This is a genomic window from Ruegeria sp. D4, assembly GCF_056534475.1.
This window is the reverse complement of record NZ_JBQFPJ010000015.1, coordinates 1-16,475: the sequence shown is the minus strand read 5'-3', so window position 1 is coordinate 16,475 and position 16,475 is coordinate 1. Positions and strand designations below refer to the sequence as shown.

Here is a 16,475-nt window from a genome sequence, read left to right as displayed (position 1 = left end):
CCCGAGCATAATCAACAGGGAGTTAGACTATGAAGTTATTTTCCAAACTTGTCGGCACCGCAGCTTTTGCGGCGACACTGGCTGTGGGTGCACCGGCCGCGTTTGCCGAAACGCCGCCCAACATGCTGGTCATGGCGATGCGTATCGATGACATCACGACAGCCGATCCGGCACAGTCGTTTGAATTCACCGGCATGGAGATGACGCGCAACATTTATGGCAAGCTGGTCAATTACGATCCGCTTGATCTGGACGCCGGGTATCAGCCGGATCTTGCGACCAAATGGGACGTGTCCGAGGACGGAAAGACGATCACCTTCACGATGCGCGAGGGCGTCAAGTTCCACTCCGGCAACCCGGTGACGGCGGAAGATGCGGCGTACTCGCTGCGCCGTGTCATCAAGCTGAACAAGACACCGGCCTTCATCCTCACTCAGTTCGGTTTCACCCCTGAAAACGTTGATCAGATGATCCGCGTGGAAGATGGCAAGCTGCTGATTACCACGGACAAGAAATACGCGACATCCTTTGTGCTGAACTGCCTGACAGCCGGTGTCGGCGCCATCGTCGATATGAAGACCGTCGAAGCCAACGCCGTGGATGGCGACATGGGCAACACCTGGCTGGCGACAAACTCGGCGGGTTCCGGTCCCTACATGCTGACAGGCTGGAAACCGAATGAGAGCTATTCGCTTCAGTCCAACCCTGATTACTATGGCGGTGCCCCTGCCATGGAACGCGTCATCACCCGCCATGTGCAGGAAAGCGCGTCGCAGCGGCTGTTGCTGGAGGCAGGCGATATCGACATCGCACGCAACCTGAACCCTGAAGACATGGCCGCGGTCGAGTCGAACGCCGACCTGGACATGTACGCGGCCCTGAGCGGTCAGATCATGTATTTCTCGCTGAGCCAGAAACACCCCGAACTGTCGAACCCAAAGGTCATGGAGGCCATAAAGTACCTGATCGATTATGAAGCGATGGCCGATAGTTTCCTCAAGGGTGACTGGGCGGTTCACCAGAACTTCCTGCCGGCAACCTACATGGGATCGGTCGACGACAATCCGTTCAGCTATGATCCGGAAAAAGCCAAGGCATTGCTGGCCGAGGCCGGTGTTTCGGGGTTTGAGTTCGAAGTCGGTGTGCGCGAGGCGCAGGAACGTATCGAGATCGCACAGTCCATCCAAAACACGCTGGCCGAGGCCGGGATCACCATGAAGATCACTGTTGGGACCGCCAAGCAGGTGCTGACCCGGTATCGCGCCCGTGAACTGGACGCCTATCTTGGCGCTTGGGGGCCGGATTACCCCGATCCGCAGACCAATGCCGGAACCTTTGCCTGGAATCCTGACAATTCGGACGAAGCAAAGGCCACCGGGATTCTTGCTTGGCGCAATTCCTGGAACCCCGGAGAACTGACGGCAATGACCGATGCGGCCAAGATTGAACCCGACACGGCAAAACGGGCCGAGATGTACGAGGAAATCCAGGCCATATTCCGCCAGACTTCGCCCTTTGCAATCATGTTCCAAAGGACTGAGAGATCCGGGATCGGCGGCAACGTCACCAACTGGAACCTTGGCGGTGCGGTGTCCGAAGCCGGTTACTTTGTCGTAACCAAGTAATGAGCGACATGACAAATTCCGAGAGGCGCGGGCTCGCGCCTCTCATTCACGTCTTAAAAACAACCGTTCTGACGATCGGATCGATTCTGGTGACGATGCTGGGATTGTTATTTGTGACCTTCATCATCGGAAGGGTGATGCCGGTCGACCCGGTGATAGCGATAGTGGGTGAACGCGCCACGCAGGAAGTTTATCAGGAAACCTATGAAATGCTCGGGCTGGATAAGCCTCTGCTTGTCCAGTTCTGGTATTACCTTTCCGATGTCGCCCGGCTGGATTTTGGAATTTCCTACCTCAACGCGCGCCCAGTGATTGAAGATATCAAGCGGGTTTTTCCCGCAACACTGGAATTGGCCACCCTGGGTGTTCTGGCGGGTATTCTGGTCGGCGTGCCGCTAGGCATTGTCGCGGCCGTCAACCGGGGTAGCTGGATCGATCAGATTGCCCGCATCATCGCGTTGGTGGGATACTCAATGCCGATCTTCTGGCTGGGCCTGATGGGATTGATGATATTCTACGGCAAGTTGCGATGGGTCGGTGGCCCGGGGCGCCTGGATATCTTCTACGAGGACATCGTGCCGACGCGTACGGGTATGATCCTTGTCGACAGCCTGATTGCCGGCGACATGACGGTCTTCTGGAATGCCGTCAGCCATATTATCCTGCCCGCGCTGCTGCTGGGCTATTATTCGCTGGCCTATATCAGCCGCATGACTCGCAGTTTCATGCTGGAGCAACTCAGCGCAGAATACATCCTGACCGCCCGTGTAAAAGGATTGCCCGAACGTATCGTTATCTGGCGTCACGCCTTCCGCAATATCCGTGTGCAGCTGATCACCGTCATAGCCCTGTCTTATGCCGGTTTGCTGGAAGGGTCCGTGCTGACCGAGATCATCTTCAGTTGGCCCGGTATCGGCAGCTATATCACCACGGCGCTTCTGAGTGCGGACATGAATGCCGTTCTGGGTGGAACCGTGGTTGTCGGTTTCTGCTTCATATTGCTGAACGTCACAAGCGATCTGCTTTACAAAGTTCTGGACCCGAGGGCCAAATGACCACTCAAACGCTACGACAATGGCTTCTCTCGGAAGAACCGGAAAGCAGGGTACAGGCCCGCCTCGCCTCCATATACAACGGATGGCTCACGTTGCGCGGCAATGTCATGGCCATGATCGGTTTGGTCATCATTGTGGCCCTGGTCCTGACCGCCCTGTTCGCGCCACTTCTGGCACCGCATGATCCGTATGTTCAGGACCTTGGCAAACGTCTGCTTCCGCTTGGGACAGAAGGACATCTGCTGGGGACGGACAGCCTCGGGCGCGATATCCTCAGCCGCCTGATTTTCGGTGCGAGAATAACGCTTTACATCGTGGCACTTGTCGCTCTTATAGCGCCGGTTCTAGGGCTTCTGGTTGGCACCGTGGCAGGATATGTCGGCGGAATCGCCGACCTTGTCCTGATGCGGATTACCGATATATTTCTGGCTTTTCCCCGGCTGGTTCTGGCACTGGCCTTTGTGGCCGGTCTGGGCGCGGGGATCGAAAACGCAGTTCTTGCAATATCGCTCACTGCCTGGCCGCCCTATGCACGGTTGGCTCGGGCCGAGACGCTGACGATCAGATCGCAGGACTATATCAGCGCCATTAGGCTGCAAGGGGCCGGTCCGTTCCGGATCATCACGCGCCACATCTGGCCGTTGTGCATCAGTTCACTCATCGTTCGGGTCACGCTGGATATGGCAGGGATCATTCTTGCGGCGGCCGGTCTTGGATTTCTGGGTCTCGGCGCGCAACCGCCCAGCCCGGAATGGGGTGCGATGATTTCTGAGGGGCGCCGTTTCATCCTGGATCACTGGTGGGTCGCCACCATGCCGGGGCTGGCGATATTCATCGTATCGCTCGCCTTCAATCTGCTGGGCGACGGATTGCGTGACATTCTTGACCCCAAACAAGGGGGCCAGGGATGAGCGAACAATTGCTGGATGTGCAGAACCTCTGGGTTCGGTTTCCGTCCCGCAGGGGCGTGTTCGACGCAGTGCGCGGGGTCAGTTTCAGCCTTGGGCGGGAAAGACTGGGGATCGTCGGCGAAAGCGGGTCCGGGAAGTCCATGACTGGGCGGGCAATCCTGCGCCTGGTGCGCAGCCCGGGTCTTGTCGAGGCGGACCATATCAAGCTGCACGACATTGACCTGCTGAGGTTGTCCGAACCCAAGATGCGCGCTGTTCGCGGTAGCAAGATTTCAATGGTCATGCAGGATCCCAAGTTCAGCCTGAACCCCGTAATGACCATCGGTGCGCAGATGATCGAGGCATATCGCCAATCCACTGGCGCCGGCCATTCCACTGCCCGAACGCGCAGTCTGGAAATGCTGGACGCCGTTGCAATCCGAGACCCGGAAAGGGTACTGCGCGCTTATCCGCATGAGATGTCCGGCGGCATGGGGCAAAGGATCATGATCGCCATGATGCTGGCCGCAAATCCCGAGATCCTGATTGCCGACGAACCGACGAGCGCGCTGGATGTTTCGGTCCAGCGTCAGGTGTTGAATATCATGGACGATCTGGTGCGCGAGCGTGGAATGGGGCTGATCTTTATCAGTCACGACCTGAACCTGGTGGCGGAATTCTGCGACCGGGTGCTGATCATGTTTGCGGGGCGCATTGTCGAAGTCTGTGATGCCGACAAGCTGTCTGAGGCCAAACACCCATATACTCAGGGACTTCTGAATGCCTTGCCCCGTCTGGATGAGCCGCATGAAAGGCTTGCGGTTCTGAACAGGGACGAAGCCTGGGCCGATGCGCCTTCGGTCAGCGGACAGGTCAAGCCATGAGCATGATCGACTTACACAATCTGAACGTCTGGTTCGGAACGGGAAGGGATCGGGTGGACGCCGTGCGCAGCGCCTCGCTTTCTGTTGCTCAGGGGCAGAGCCTGGGCCTTGTCGGCGAAAGCGGTTCGGGCAAGTCAACAATATTACGGGCGCTGTCAGGCCTTGTACCCGGCTGGTCCGGTGGCATGCATGTCAACGGTGCAGAACTGGGCCGACATCGCTCGCGCGAGTTCTATCAGACGGTTCAAATGGTCTTTCAGGACCCCTATGCCTCGCTTCACCCCCGCCAGACCGTCGATCAGGTTCTCTCTGAAACCCTGCGTCTGCACGGCATGACCGACATTGACCGCCGGATCGAGGATCTTCTGGCCAATGTGGATCTGGGCCACAGGTTTCGTTTTCGGTATCCGCATCAGCTGTCAGGCGGCCAACGCCAAAGGGTTGCAATTGCACGGGCGCTTGCGGCCGAGCCGGATGTGCTTTTGCTGGACGAGCCGACCAGCGCGCTGGACGTTTCAATTCAGGCCGAGATTCTCAACCTGTTGACGGACATACGCGCCGAGCGATCCCTGACATATCTTATGGTCAGCCATGACCTGGCGGTTGTCGGGCATTTGTGTGACCACATTGCCGTGATGAATGCTGGCCAGATCGTCGAGCATCTGAGCGTCGAGCAACTGCGAAGCAGATCTGCCCATCATGCCTATACCCAGCAATTGATTGCCAATTCCTACATCTAGGCCATCTGTCTTGTTCGGTCCGGGCACAAAGGTGACTTAGACCGGTTTTCGTGCGACGATCCAGACTGAATGATAGGTCAAGGGTACGCCGGCGTCGGTCCCGAACCGGCGGGTGTAATCTGTTGAAAACCGCAACAGATCGGATTTGGTCCAGAACTGTTTGGCCCGCCCGTTGACCCCGGTTTGGCGCAGATGTTTAAGCGCAAGACGCGGTGACGCGAAGTGCAGTTGCTGCACATGCTCGCCCGATGTCACAAGTTCCATTTCAGTTTGGACTGAAGCAACCAGATCCTCGGAACGGCACAAACCCGGTGCCCCTGCAGACGAGCCGATTTGAGCGAGCTCATGATACTGCTTTGGGCCAAAGCCCGAGACTGCAAGCCAACCACCCGGCGCAAGCGCGTCTGCGGCTCTGCGCAAAAGTGCAGCCGGATCCGCCAGCCACTGGATCATTGAGGCAGAGGTGATCAGATCAGGCCGGTCGGGCCAGTCCACCTGCAGCGCGTCGCCGCACAGGAACGTGGCGGCGGCCGTTTGTGCAGTCATCCCGGCTTCGGGCGCCAGATCGTTGAGGATCAGGTCTCCAATGACAAATGCATCGCGCAGCTTCTGTGTCAAAAGTCCGGTACCGCAGCCAAGTTCCAGGACTGAGGAAAAGTTACCCGGCGCGCCGCAATCGCGCAGGTCCGTTACCAGTCGCTCCGCGATCCGCCCCTGAGGACCCGCGGCCTGGTGATAGGTGTCAAAGCTACGGCTGAAGCTGCGCTGAACCCGGTCTGTCAAATGCGCCATCATGTGATCCACTCCGCCCAGCTTTGCCCGGCCCGAAACGGAACATGTGGCCTCGAGACGGGGCGCACAGCCTTACCTTGTTGCGCCCATGCGGCCTTCTGGGCGCCGGTCGGGATGATCCGGTCCTTTTCGGGTATCCAGACGCGATCAAAGACACGTTCCGGGGCTGGACCCCGATCAATGATGCAATGCAGCTCAGCCTGCGCGGCCTCGATGTTCAGGGCAGGAGCGGGGCCTTGCAAACCGGCGCGACGGCAAAATTTCGAAAAACTGTCTGCCGTAAGGCCATCGGCTGTCGCGCGTATCATTTGGGGCGCTATTCCGGTTTCCGCATCCGCTGGCGACAGCGTTCCACTGACGGCGACAAGACGCGCGGGTGAAAAGCCAGTCATTGCCATCCAATGCGCGGCGGACGCGACACCGAAAGAAAAAGCAATCAGATCAACGCGGTCATATTGCGCGAGTTCGGGCAGGGCATCATCCAAGTGACGGTAGTCATCCACCAGCAGGACATCGTCCTGTCCCGTCAGTTCTGCAAACGGGGCCGCACCCAGCGCCCAGCCACCAAAAACAAGGATTAGTGACGACTGTTCCGACCGGGATAACCATTGACGTTTCATTACGATTCCCTGGCCAACGCCACCATCGCAGCGGTGACTTTGCTCAACTCGTCCGGTGAGATGATGTAGGGTGGCATGCAATAGATATTCCGCGCAAACGGGCGCAGCCAAACACCGGTTTCCGGCGCCTTCCTGTGCGCGACAGAGGGATCAACCAAATTCTCCATCTCGATGACGCCGATCGCACCCAGAACCCGGACATCCGCCACTCCGGGCAAATTCCGCGCGGGGGCAAGTTCATGTGCCATCTGCTGTGCGATTGCGTGCACCTCGGCGCGCCAGTCGCGCCGGGACAGTTGGTCAAGGCTGGCGGCACCGGCGGCACAGGCCAGCGGATTGGCCATATAGGTGGGGCCGTGCATCAGCACACTGGCTTCGCTTTCACCGATCCCACGAGCCACAGGTTCAGTGGCGACCGTGGCCGCCAGAGTGATATGACCACCTGTCAGCGCTTTACCAAGACAAAGAATGTCCGGCACGACGTCAGCCAGATGCATCGCAAACAATTCGCCGGTGCGGCCGAAGCCCGTGGCGATTTCGTCGAAAATCAACAAAACCCCGTATGCATCGCACAGCGCCCGCGCGCGCTTTAGCCAGATCGGGTGATAAAAATACATGCCGCCCGCGCCCTGAACCACCGGTTCCAGGATCAGTGCGGCAATTCGATTGCCTTTGGTTTCCAGCAACTCCTCAAGCGCGCCAAGGCCATTGAGGACCGTGTCGTCAGACCAGTCCTGATCCAAAGTGATCTGTGGGCGGGGCAAAAAATGCTGTATCGACAATGCGCCCCGAAACAGCCCGTGCATACCGTTGACGGGGTCGCAAACGCTCATCGCCTTCCAGGTGTCGCCATGGTAACCGCCGCGCATGGTGGCGAATTCCGTGCGCTCGGAACGACCCACGGCCATCTGATATTGCACAGCCATTTTCAGGGCGACTTCGATCGCGACCGAACCGCTGTCGCTGAAAAAAATGCGGTCCAGACCATCCGGCAACAGGCTGATCAGCCTGCGGCCCAGTTCCACGGCGGGTTCATGGGTCAGGCCGCCAAACATGACATGCGGCATTCGCGCCAGCTGATCCTGCATTGCGCTGATAATGGCAGGGTGCCGATGTCCGTGAACTGCGCACCACCATGACGACATGGCATCGATCATCTGTGTGCCGTCTTCCCGAGAAAGCCAGACGCCCTCGGCCCCGGTGATGAGGTGCATCGGGCCGGGGTTCAACACATTGGTGTAGGGATGCCAAAGATGGCGTGCGTCGAATTCCAGTGGGGTCACAGAACGCTCCGGATAGCGTTGACATCGATGGCTTCAAACGCCGCTGACAGCGTGTCGTGTGACAGATCGTCGATTAGCGGCAGCCGGCCCAGATGGCGGACGTTACACATTTCGACGATAGTTTGTTCTACTTCGGGTTCTGCATCGCCGATAAAGGCCACGCCAACCACGGTGCAGCCCGCGTTGCGCAGCGCCATCAGGGACAGGGTCGTATGGTTTATCGTTCCAAGCGCGGTACGCGCGACAAGCACCACCGGCGCCTGCCAGTGGGTGAACAGGTCCAGAAAGAAATGCCTGCGGTTTAGCGGCACCATGACACCGCCTGCGCCCTCAACAACCAACGGGCCGTCAACCTCCGGCAGCGCAAGCTGCGACAGGTCGATTTCGACACCCATATCCGCGGCGGACAGGTGCGGGGATGCAGGCATGTTCAACCGATAGGCTTCCGGCAGCACTTCAGCCCCCGAGAGAGTTGCAACGATTTCGCTGTCGGTTGCATCCTCCAACCCGGATTGAACTGGTTTCCAATAGCTGGCGCCAAGCGCCGCCGTCAGGCCTGCGGCGAAGACCGTTTTGCCGACGCCGGTGTCGGTTCCTGTCACGATGACAGCGCTCATGCCGCTTTCCTCTGGTAACGGTTCAGTGTTTCGAACAGGGCGCTGATTTCCGCCTTGCTGACATTGCCGGTGATAGAGATACGCAATCTCGAAGTGCCGCGCGGCACGGTCGGCGGTCGAATACCGCGCACATCGAATCCGTTTTCTGCGAGCGTGGCCGCCATTTCCATTGTTCGCCCGTCATCCCCCAGAATGACGGGTATGATCTGGCTGTTCAGAACGTCGTTCGGCACGCCAAAACGCCGTGCTTCTGCGTGGGCATGCCGCAGACGTTCCTGCGCCGCATCAATCAGCGAGCTATCCGCCTTCAGCACGCTGATCATTGCCCGCACCAGCGCTGCGTTAAAGGGGGAGGGGGCGGTTGCAAAGATGAAAGGGCGCGAGCGGTTGATCAGGGCGTCGATCATCACCCTTGATCCGCAAATCAACCCGCCGGCAACACCAAGCCCTTTGCCACAGGTGTGCAGCGTCAGCAGTTCCGCGTTCAAGCCATGCGCCAGCCCTTTGCCCTGCGGGCCGAATACGCCTGTGGCATGGGCTTCGTCCACAACAAGGATCGCGTCATTGGCGCGGGCCAGCTCCGAGAGCTCTGCCAGAGGCGCAAAATCGCCTTCCATGGAATAGATGCTTTCAACGGCAATCCAGATCTGACCGGAGCCTCCGGCCGAATGCCACTCGGCGATGACACGCCGCGCATCGGCGACATCGTTATGTGCGAACTCCAGAGTCGTGGCGCGGCCCATGCGCATGCCTTCATGCGCGCTGGCATGAATCAATGCATCATAGAGAACCAGATCTTCTGCGGCGGGCAGAGTGGAAAAGATCGCCTGATTGGCCTGAAACCCACCGCCCATGAACAAGGCGGATTCGGCCTGGAAGAAGGCGGCGGCTTCCTGTTCCAGCGCTTCATGCTCAGGGTGATTGCCCCGCAACAGGCGCGACCCGCCGGACCCCAGCGGAACTCCGCGATCCAGCGCGTCTTGCGCCGCCACCTTCAGCATTGGAGACTGCGCCAGCCCCAGATAGTCATTGGAGGCGAAATCCAGGCCGCAACGAGGTGCGAGCACCCTATAGCGGTGCCGGTTGTTCAGAACATCCAGCATGGATTTCAGGCGGTCCAATGCCTTCATTCAGCCGCTTCCACGCAGCTCTGCCCAGCCACGGTTTCGACCTGCAAACCGAGTTTGGCAAACAGGATTGCGTCAGTATCTTCCTCGGGGTTTTCAGCGGTCAGCAGGGTTTCGCCCACAAAGATCGAGTTTGCTCCGGCCAGGAAACACATCGCCTGCATCTCATCGCTCATCTCACTGCGGCCAGCGGACAGACGCACGTAGGATTTTGGCATCATGATGCGGGCGGTTGCAATTGCGCGTACAAAGTCGATCGGGTCGATTGGCTTGGCATCGGCCAGCGGTGTGTCTTCCTGTGGCATCAGCATGTTGATCGGCACGGAATCGGGCGCCGGGGACATGTTGGCCAGCGTTACCAGCATATCGACGCGATCCTGAATTTCCTCGCCCATGCCAAGGATGCCACCCGAGCAGACCTTGATTCCGGCTTCCTGAACCCGGTTCATCGTGTCGATCCGGTCCGCGAAAGTGCGGGTTGTGATTACTTCGGAGTAGTACCGTTCGGACGTGTCGATATTGTGGTTGTAATAGTCCAGACCGGCATCCCGCAAACGGACGACCTGGTTGTCGTCCAGCATGCCGAGCGTCATGCATGTTTCCATGCCAAGGTCGCGCACACCCTCTACCATGGCCACAAGCGCGTCCATGTCTCGTTCCTTGGGCTCGCGCCAGGCGGCTCCCATGCAGAACCGAGTCGCGCCGCCATCCTTTGCCTTGCGCGCCTCGTTCAGAACGCGCTGAACCTCAATCAGTTTTGACGCCGACAGCTTCGAGCCGTTTCGAGCGGACTGAGAACAATATGCGCAATCTTCGGCGCAGCCGCCGGTTTTGATCGAGAGCAGCTTGGATGTCTGGATCTTGTTTGGATCAAAGTTTTCGCGGTGAACCGTCTGAGCACGAAACAGCAAATCCATCAAAGGCATGTCGTACAAGGCTTGCGCGGCCTCGCGGGTCCAGGTGGGGGTCGATTGATCCATTTTATCGATACTTTTCCTAGGCGTCTGTCTTTCCGGCTTTTATTATTGATAAACCCAAAAACTACAACTGGAATCTCCCATGTGGGAAGGCATTCAGGCGAAAACCAGCGAATTGAACGCGTTGCGAGCCAACACAGCGCTGCAGTGCAGCGCCGCGCCGCGGAAACGCACGCAAAATAGTATGTTCCTCAGTCGTCCGCGCCACCTTGACTTTGGTCAGACAGGAACGTGTCAGGGCTGTCTACTTCTTCAAGTTTCCGGTTTTTGATCCACCAGAACCGGGTTCCTAAATTCCGCAGAAAACTTCGGTCGTGACTGACCAGCAGGCAGGTTGCGTCATGTTCCGTCAGTTCGGCCTCAAGCGCCTCTTGCCCGTCGATGTCCAGATGATTGGTCGGTTCGTCGAGCAAATAGAAGTTAGGTGCCTTTAGCCGCAGCATCAGCATTGCCAGCCGGGCCTTTTGGCCACCGGACAACGCCCCAATTTTCGTGTCTTGCATCTGGTAGTTAATTCCGACCCCGGCCAGGACCGAACGCGCCCTCTGATCGCCGATGGAAAACTGTGCCACCACAATAGCCAAAGGAGTTTCCGCATCATCCAGTTGGCTCAGATGCTGATCGGAAAAGCCGGGAACAATAGACGCTGCGCATTTGATGCCATCTTCGGCCCCTGCCAGAGCTGCCTGTATCATCTGGATTAAACGTGACTTGCCAGCACCGTTCGCGCCAAGCATCACAACTCTGTCCCCGCGCGCAATCCACTTCCGGCCGGTCTTGAAAAGTAATTGCCCGTTTGGCGAGCGAACAGGCGCATCATCCAAAAAGACAAGCGCCTTGGCATGAGTGCCGCTGTTCGCCAGCCGGATATCGCCTGCAGATTGTTCGTGGTGAACGTGACCGATTGCCTGTTCCAGCTTGTCGGCCCTTAGTAACAGCTGTTTGGTTTTGGTCAGCAACAGATCAGAGCCGGAATTCACACCAACGTTCTTCAGTTTTGCCGCCTGGCGACGAAGCTGCCGGGCTTTGTTCAGTTCATTGGCTTGCTGCCGCCCATCGGCTGCGTCAGATTCTGCAAGGGCTGCACGTGCCGATGAGTATGACGCCGAAAACACGCGGGAATTTTCGGGGCGCAGAAACAAGGTACGATTGGTCGTGGCATCCAGAAACGCCCGGTCATGCGAGGCGATCACAACCGGCACGTCGCACGGCAATGCGCCAAGCCAGTTTTCCAGCAGCGCAATCCGGTTAAGGTCAAGATGGTTGGTCGGCTCGTCCAATAGCAGCAGGTCCGGTCTGGTGATCCAGACCGCGGCCAGCATGGCAGTGCGCTGCCATCCGCCGCTCAGATCGCGCAGCGGCCTGTGATGCAACGCATAGGGGATCTGAAGCTCATCCAGCACGACATCCACGCGCCAGCTTTCATAGTCCGCCTGCTCTGGTGGCAGGCCCGCCAGGACCCAATCGTGCAAGCTGTGCGCCAGCGCACCGGTCGGAATGTCCTGTTTTACGTGTCCGGCTCGCAAGCCGCGAGCGCGGGTAACCTCTCCGGTTGTGGGCTCATGGTCGCCCGACAGGCATGCAAGCAGCGTGGACTTGCCGCGTCCGTTTGCGGCCACCAGACCGATCCGGTCGGTTTTCGATATGGTCAGGTTGAGGTCAGAAAATAAAGTCGCGCCAAGGGTCACGCCCAAGGCATTGATGTTGATGACAGTCATGGAAATCTCGCACCCAGAAGGTATGGCCGCACAGCGGCTTTGAGCAGACCGTCGATGAAAGGTGTCTCGGGTCGGCCCTGTAAACGGATCTACAGGGCGAAACGGGGACCGTGCTGAAGTCGGCGGATGATACGCATGTTCAGCTCGTGCCCTCCTTTTGTTGGTTGTTACCTTTGCGTCAGGCTAGGAAAACTGCGGGCGATTGGCAACCGCCTTGGCCATCCATCGCAGAAAATTTGGGTCAGTTTTGCCGGTTCACGTTGACGGTAGCCATTCTGAAGAAAATCGAATAATCAGAGCTTCACGACGTCATCAGGCAGAAAAACAGTCCCGTGTTCGACCTACCCGCGCAGCGCGCGCATCTTTCCGAAAAATATGACCTCAGCCCATCGCCGGAACTGGCCGCTAGCATGGCAGACATCTACGCGCGCATGTCCCGCGTTGTGTCCCCGGCGGACTGGGCGATCTATGTCCCTTACGTGAAGGCGATCAATGATCTGAAAGCCGAGCGGAATGCGGTCGTCCTGGGCCATAACTATATGACGCCAGAGATTTTTCACGGCATCTCGGACTTTGGGGGTGACAGCCTTCAACTGGCGATCAAGGCGACTGAGGTCGAGGCAGATGTGATCGTGCAATGCGGTGTGCATTTCATGGCGGAAACCTCCAAGATCCTCAGCCCGGAAAAGACGGTACTGATGCCGGATATGGAGGCGGGATGTTCGCTTGCCGAGTCCATTACAGCCGAGGGAATCGCGGAAATGCGCCGCCGCTATCCAGGCGCACCGGTTGTGTCCTATGTGAACACGACCGCCGAGGTCAAAGCCGCATCCGACATCTGCTGCACCTCGTCGAACGCGGCGCAGATCGTGGCCGCGCAGGACAGTGAAACGGTCATCATGACGCCGGACCAGTACCTGGCCCAGAACGTGGCACGCGACGTGCCGCAAAAGAACGTAGTCTGGTGGGAAGGGTCCTGCATCGTTCACGAACAATACAGCGCCAACGATCTGCGCGATTTCCGTGAATGGAATCCCGGTACGCGCCTGATTGCGCATCCTGAATGTCCGCCGGACGTGGTGAAGGAGGCCGACTTCTCCGGATCGACGAGCGGCATCATCAAGTATGTCACCGAAGAAAAGCCCGAGAAAGCACTGCTGATCACGGAATGTTCGATGGCGTCGAACATCGCCGATGAATTGCCCGAAGTCGAATTTGTCGGGCCGTGCAACATGTGCCCGTTCATGAAAAAGATCACGCTGGAAAAGGTGCTTTATGCACTCGACACGATGACCGGTCAGGTCGAGGTTGACACGAGCATTGCCGAAAAGGCGCGGTTGTCCGTGCAGCGAATGATCGACTTGTCCCGCAAGCTGGGTATTTGACCCAGCCGATGCAGGAAATTGTGACTCCAAGGGTTGTCATCATCGGCGCCGGGCTGGCCGCCGTTTACACCGCGTTGAAGCTGGCACCACGACCCGTTGTCATGATTTCGCCCGAGCCGCTGGGGTCAGGGGCCAGTTCCGCATGGGCGCAAGGCGGGGTCGCCGCTGCCATGGCACCGGGTGACAGTCCTGAAGCCCATACCGAAGACACCATCCGTGCCGGGGCCGGGTCTGTTCTGCGTGAGGTTGCCGAATACGTGACCCGCTCTGCCCGCGACCATGTTCTGGATCTGACAGATCTGGGTACTGATTTCGATCGCACGCCGGACGGGGCCTATATTCAATCCCGCGAGGCCGCCCATTCCGCTGCACGCGTGGTGCGGGTGAAAGGGGATCAGGCAGGCGCGGAGATCATGCGCGCTCTGATTGCCGAATTGCGCCGGACCTCGTCGGTTCAGGTGATCGAAGGGGTTCAGGCCATCGGGCTGGAAAGCGACGGCAAACATGTAAGCGGCGTCTACCTGACTGCTGCCGCCGACAACGGCGCCAAACCAGTGCTTCTGCGCGGGGCCGCACACATTCTGGCGACTGGCGGGTCCGCGGGGCTATACGCCCAAACCACCAATCCGGCGCGTATCCGCGGGCAGGGGATCGGCATGGCCGCCCGTGCCGGGGCGCGAATAGCTGATGCTGAGTTCGTCCAGTTTCATCCGACCGCAATGGATGTCGGCGAAGATCCAACGCCGCTGGCCACCGAGGCATTGCGCGGTGAAGGGGCGGTTCTGATTGACAAAGCCGGGAAGTGCTTCATGCAAGGGGTTCATGCAGATGGTGATCTGGCGCCCCGCGATATTGTTGCCCGGGCAGTTTACTCGCAGGCGCAATCCGGACAGCGGCCTGCGCTGGACACAAGGGCGGCCATTGGTGTGGAAATCACAACGCAATTTCCGGCCGTGACCGACGCCTGTATTCGCAATGGGGTGGATCCCGTTTCCCAATCGATCCCTGTCACGCCCGCAGCTCACTACCACATGGGGGGTGTTGAAGTAGAACTTAACGGCCGCAGCACCCTCACAGGGCTTTGGGTTTGTGGCGAAGCCGCATCTACGGGTCTGCACGGAGCCAATCGCCTCGCCTCAAACGGGTTGCTGGAGGCGTTGGTCTTTGCCCGCACCTGCGCGCAAGACATCGCAGTCAATACACCGGCAGAACCATGTCCCAAGGTTGCGATACACTTGTCCACGGGTGATCCGAGGGCAGAGGTCCCGGCGGTTTCAACTCTGCGGCGGGTCATGACGGATTACGTGGGCGTTGTTCGGAACGGTATGGGATTGCACCGGGCGCTGTCCGAAATCGCCAGGCTCGAAAAACAAAACGCGGCGTCGGCCAGTTTTCTGAACATGACTGCAACCGCCACACTGATTACCGCGGCCGCGCTGGCGCGCGAAGAAAGCCGCGGCGCGCATTTTCGGTCCGATTTTCCACAGACAGATCCCGGCCCCGGTAAACGCTCAGCTTTGACACTCGGCGAGGCCGTGACACTGCGCGACCGCATCGCAAAGGTTCCACAATGACAATCCCGACATTGCCTGACATGATCCTGGAGCCCCTTGTCCGGGCTGCATTGATGGAGGATCTCGGCTCCAATGGCGACATCACCACCCTGACCGTTATTCCGGAAGGAACGCAGTACACGGCCCGTCTCAACGCGCGCGAAGACGCTGTTGTTTCCGGAATGCAGGTCGCGGAACTGGCTTTCCGTCTGGTCGACCCATCACTTCAGATTACCTCGCTTGTCGTCGACGGTCAGCGGTGCGCCAAAGGTGAAACGCTGATGGAAATCAGGGGCAGCGCCGCCTCGATCCTGTCCGGAGAGCGCGTCGCGCTGAACTTTGCCGGACGTTTGACTGGCGTGGCGACAAAAACAGCGGCCCTTGTGGCGGAAACCAAAGGTACAAAGGCGCGCATCACCTGCACCCGCAAGACCACGCCCGGGCTGCGTCTGGTCGAAAAACAGGCGGTCCTGCATGGCGGCGGTTTCAATCACCGTTTTTCCCTGTCAGATGCAATCCTGATCAAGGACAACCACATTGCCGCCGCCGGTGGGATCGCCGCCGTTCTGCGGGCTACGAAATCCCGTGCCTCACACATGATGAAGGTCGAGATCGAGGTCGACCGCCTGGATCAACTGACCGAAGTCCTGGATGTCGGTGGCGCGGATGTGGTTCTTCTGGACAATATGTCCGTGGAAACCCTGGCAAAAGCGGTCGCGATGGTCGACGGACGTCTGGTAACCGAGGCGTCGGGCAACGTAACCCGTGAAACGGTTGCAGCAATCGCCGCCACCGGAGTGGACTATATCTCTTCCGGCGCGCTGACCCATTCCTACCGGACAATCGACCTAGGCCTGGATTTCTGAACTGGGCGCATCCCGTCTCACCAAGCTAACAGGCCACACAGGGTCGAGAGCACAGCGGCCACATTGGAGTGAGGAGCGCAAGTTTTTCTCAAAACGCCCCATCTCCGATTGACGTTCGCTTCGAATTGACTAGAAAAGGCCGGCACAGTCGGGCCGGAGGCAGGGCTCGGCGAAGAGAAGCAGGCCGCTGTAGCTCAGCTGGTAGAGCACGTCATTCGTAATGATGGGGTCGGGGGTTCGAGTCCCTTCAGCGGCACCACTTTAACATCCAGTTGCGTCCGATTTTGACTGATAGTAGCTTGTAGTTGCAGGATTTCTACTGTCGGATTGTTCGATGTTGTCC

General features: G+C 58.7%; 15 protein-coding genes and 1 tRNA gene. 9 read left to right on the top strand and 7 right to left on the bottom strand.

Annotated elements, in window-relative coordinates:
• Positions 1–29 precede the first annotated feature (29 nt).
• From ACR0MI_RS17770 to ACR0MI_RS17750, 5 genes are read left to right on the top strand one after another with little or no spacing between them, the layout of a single operon-like run.
• The gene (locus tag ACR0MI_RS17770; protein WP_170611775.1) at positions 30–1,625 is read left to right on the top strand and encodes an ABC transporter substrate-binding protein; all 1,596 of its coding nucleotides are present in this window, start codon (positions 30–32) and stop codon (positions 1,623–1,625) included.
• Positions 1,625–2,680: an ABC transporter permease gene (locus ACR0MI_RS17765; protein WP_170611777.1), complete on the top strand. Its 1,056-nt coding sequence runs from the start codon at positions 1,625–1,627 to the stop codon at positions 2,678–2,680. Before ACR0MI_RS17770 ends, ACR0MI_RS17765 begins: the two co-directional genes overlap by 1 nt.
• The gene (locus tag ACR0MI_RS17760) at positions 2,677–3,591 is read left to right on the top strand and encodes an ABC transporter permease (protein WP_170611779.1); all 915 of its coding nucleotides are present in this window, start codon (positions 2,677–2,679) and stop codon (positions 3,589–3,591) included. Before ACR0MI_RS17765 ends, ACR0MI_RS17760 begins: the two co-directional genes overlap by 4 nt.
• Positions 3,588–4,454, top strand: a complete 867-nt coding sequence (locus tag ACR0MI_RS17755) for an ABC transporter ATP-binding protein (protein WP_170611781.1) — start codon at positions 3,588–3,590, stop codon at positions 4,452–4,454. Before ACR0MI_RS17760 ends, ACR0MI_RS17755 begins: the two co-directional genes overlap by 4 nt.
• Positions 4,451–5,194, top strand: a complete 744-nt coding sequence (locus tag ACR0MI_RS17750) for an ABC transporter ATP-binding protein (RefSeq protein ID WP_170611783.1) — start codon at positions 4,451–4,453, stop codon at positions 5,192–5,194. Before ACR0MI_RS17755 ends, ACR0MI_RS17750 begins: the two co-directional genes overlap by 4 nt.
• Before the next feature lie 36 nt (positions 5,195–5,230).
• Here the strand turns inward: ACR0MI_RS17750 and ACR0MI_RS17745 are convergent, their stop codons facing one another.
• From ACR0MI_RS17745 to ACR0MI_RS17715, 7 genes are all read right to left on the bottom strand, one after another.
• Positions 5,231–5,989 carry a methyltransferase domain-containing protein gene (locus ACR0MI_RS17745; protein ID WP_170611785.1) on the bottom strand — a complete coding sequence of 253 codons (759 nt, stop codon included), beginning with the start codon at positions 5,987–5,989 and terminating at the stop codon, positions 5,231–5,233.
• Entirely contained in the window at positions 5,986–6,606 is a 621-nt protein-coding gene (locus tag ACR0MI_RS17740) for a pimeloyl-ACP methyl esterase BioG family protein (RefSeq protein ID WP_170611787.1), read from the bottom strand. The genes ACR0MI_RS17745 and ACR0MI_RS17740 overlap by 4 nt, the downstream gene beginning before the upstream one ends.
• Complete coding sequence (gene bioA, locus ACR0MI_RS17735; protein ID WP_170817088.1) at positions 6,606–7,889, bottom strand: adenosylmethionine--8-amino-7-oxononanoate transaminase; 1,284 nt, start codon at positions 7,887–7,889, stop codon at positions 6,606–6,608. Before bioA ends, ACR0MI_RS17740 begins: the two co-directional genes overlap by 1 nt.
• Positions 7,886–8,506, bottom strand: a complete 621-nt coding sequence (bioD, locus tag ACR0MI_RS17730) for a dethiobiotin synthase (RefSeq protein WP_170611791.1) — start codon at positions 8,504–8,506, stop codon at positions 7,886–7,888. The genes bioA and bioD overlap by 4 nt, the downstream gene beginning before the upstream one ends.
• Positions 8,503–9,636 (bottom strand): 8-amino-7-oxononanoate synthase, encoded by a 1,134-nt coding sequence (locus ACR0MI_RS17725; protein WP_170611793.1) that lies wholly within the window; start codon positions 9,634–9,636, stop codon positions 8,503–8,505. The genes bioD and ACR0MI_RS17725 overlap by 4 nt, the downstream gene beginning before the upstream one ends.
• Positions 9,633–10,613, bottom strand: a complete 981-nt coding sequence (gene bioB / locus ACR0MI_RS17720; protein ID WP_170611795.1) for a biotin synthase BioB — start codon at positions 10,611–10,613, stop codon at positions 9,633–9,635. The genes ACR0MI_RS17725 and bioB overlap by 4 nt, the downstream gene beginning before the upstream one ends.
• 188 nt (positions 10,614–10,801) lie before the next feature.
• Positions 10,802–12,328, bottom strand: coding sequence for an ABC-F family ATP-binding cassette domain-containing protein (locus ACR0MI_RS17715; protein ID WP_170611797.1), 1,527 nt, complete (start codon positions 12,326–12,328; stop codon positions 10,802–10,804).
• 332 nt (positions 12,329–12,660) lie between these two features.
• On the opposite strand from ACR0MI_RS17715, the gene nadA reads away from it, so the two are divergent.
• From nadA to ACR0MI_RS17695, 4 genes are all read left to right on the top strand, one after another.
• On the top strand, positions 12,661–13,713 hold the full coding sequence (gene nadA / locus ACR0MI_RS17710) for a quinolinate synthase NadA (protein ID WP_170611799.1): 1,053 nt from the start codon (positions 12,661–12,663) through the stop codon (positions 13,711–13,713).
• An 8-nt stretch (positions 13,714–13,721) separates the two neighbouring features.
• Positions 13,722–15,287, top strand: a complete 1,566-nt coding sequence (locus ACR0MI_RS17705) for an L-aspartate oxidase (protein WP_170611801.1) — start codon at positions 13,722–13,724, stop codon at positions 15,285–15,287.
• A complete protein-coding gene (gene nadC, locus ACR0MI_RS17700) occupies positions 15,284–16,132 on the top strand; it encodes a carboxylating nicotinate-nucleotide diphosphorylase (RefSeq protein WP_170611803.1) in 849 nt (282 codons plus the stop codon). Before ACR0MI_RS17705 ends, nadC begins: the two co-directional genes overlap by 4 nt.
• Positions 16,133–16,315: 183 nt before the next feature.
• A tRNA-Thr gene (locus ACR0MI_RS17695) sits at positions 16,316–16,391 on the top strand.
• The last annotated feature ends 84 nt before the right edge of the window (positions 16,392–16,475 follow it).

Bases quoted from the DNA above. Each gene is read 5' to 3' on its own strand.
- ACR0MI_RS17715 (WP_170611797.1), bottom strand. From the start codon at position 12,328: ATGACTGTCATCAACATCAATGCCTTGGGCGTGACCCTTGGCGCGACT.
- ACR0MI_RS17740 (WP_170611787.1), bottom strand. From the start codon at position 6,606: ATGAAACGTCAATGGTTATCCCGGTCGGAACAGTCGTCACTAATCCTT.
- ACR0MI_RS17760 (WP_170611779.1), top strand. From the start codon at position 2,677: ATGACCACTCAAACGCTACGACAATGGCTTCTCTCGGAAGAACCGGAA.
- nadC (WP_170611803.1), top strand. From the start codon at position 15,284: ATGACAATCCCGACATTGCCTGACATGATCCTGGAGCCCCTTGTCCGG.
- bioB (WP_170611795.1), bottom strand. From the start codon at position 10,613: ATGGATCAATCGACCCCCACCTGGACCCGCGAGGCCGCGCAAGCCTTG.
- ACR0MI_RS17705 (WP_170611801.1), top strand. From the start codon at position 13,722: ATGCAGGAAATTGTGACTCCAAGGGTTGTCATCATCGGCGCCGGGCTG.
- ACR0MI_RS17770 (WP_170611775.1), top strand. From the start codon at position 30: ATGAAGTTATTTTCCAAACTTGTCGGCACCGCAGCTTTTGCGGCGACA.
- ACR0MI_RS17750 (WP_170611783.1), top strand. From the start codon at position 4,451: ATGAGCATGATCGACTTACACAATCTGAACGTCTGGTTCGGAACGGGA.
- ACR0MI_RS17725 (WP_170611793.1), bottom strand. From the start codon at position 9,636: ATGAAGGCATTGGACCGCCTGAAATCCATGCTGGATGTTCTGAACAAC.
- ACR0MI_RS17765 (WP_170611777.1), top strand. From the start codon at position 1,625: ATGAGCGACATGACAAATTCCGAGAGGCGCGGGCTCGCGCCTCTCATT.
- ACR0MI_RS17745 (WP_170611785.1), bottom strand. From the start codon at position 5,989: ATGATGGCGCATTTGACAGACCGGGTTCAGCGCAGCTTCAGCCGTAGC.
- bioD (WP_170611791.1), bottom strand. From the start codon at position 8,506: ATGAGCGCTGTCATCGTGACAGGAACCGACACCGGCGTCGGCAAAACG.
- ACR0MI_RS17755 (WP_170611781.1), top strand. From the start codon at position 3,588: ATGAGCGAACAATTGCTGGATGTGCAGAACCTCTGGGTTCGGTTTCCG.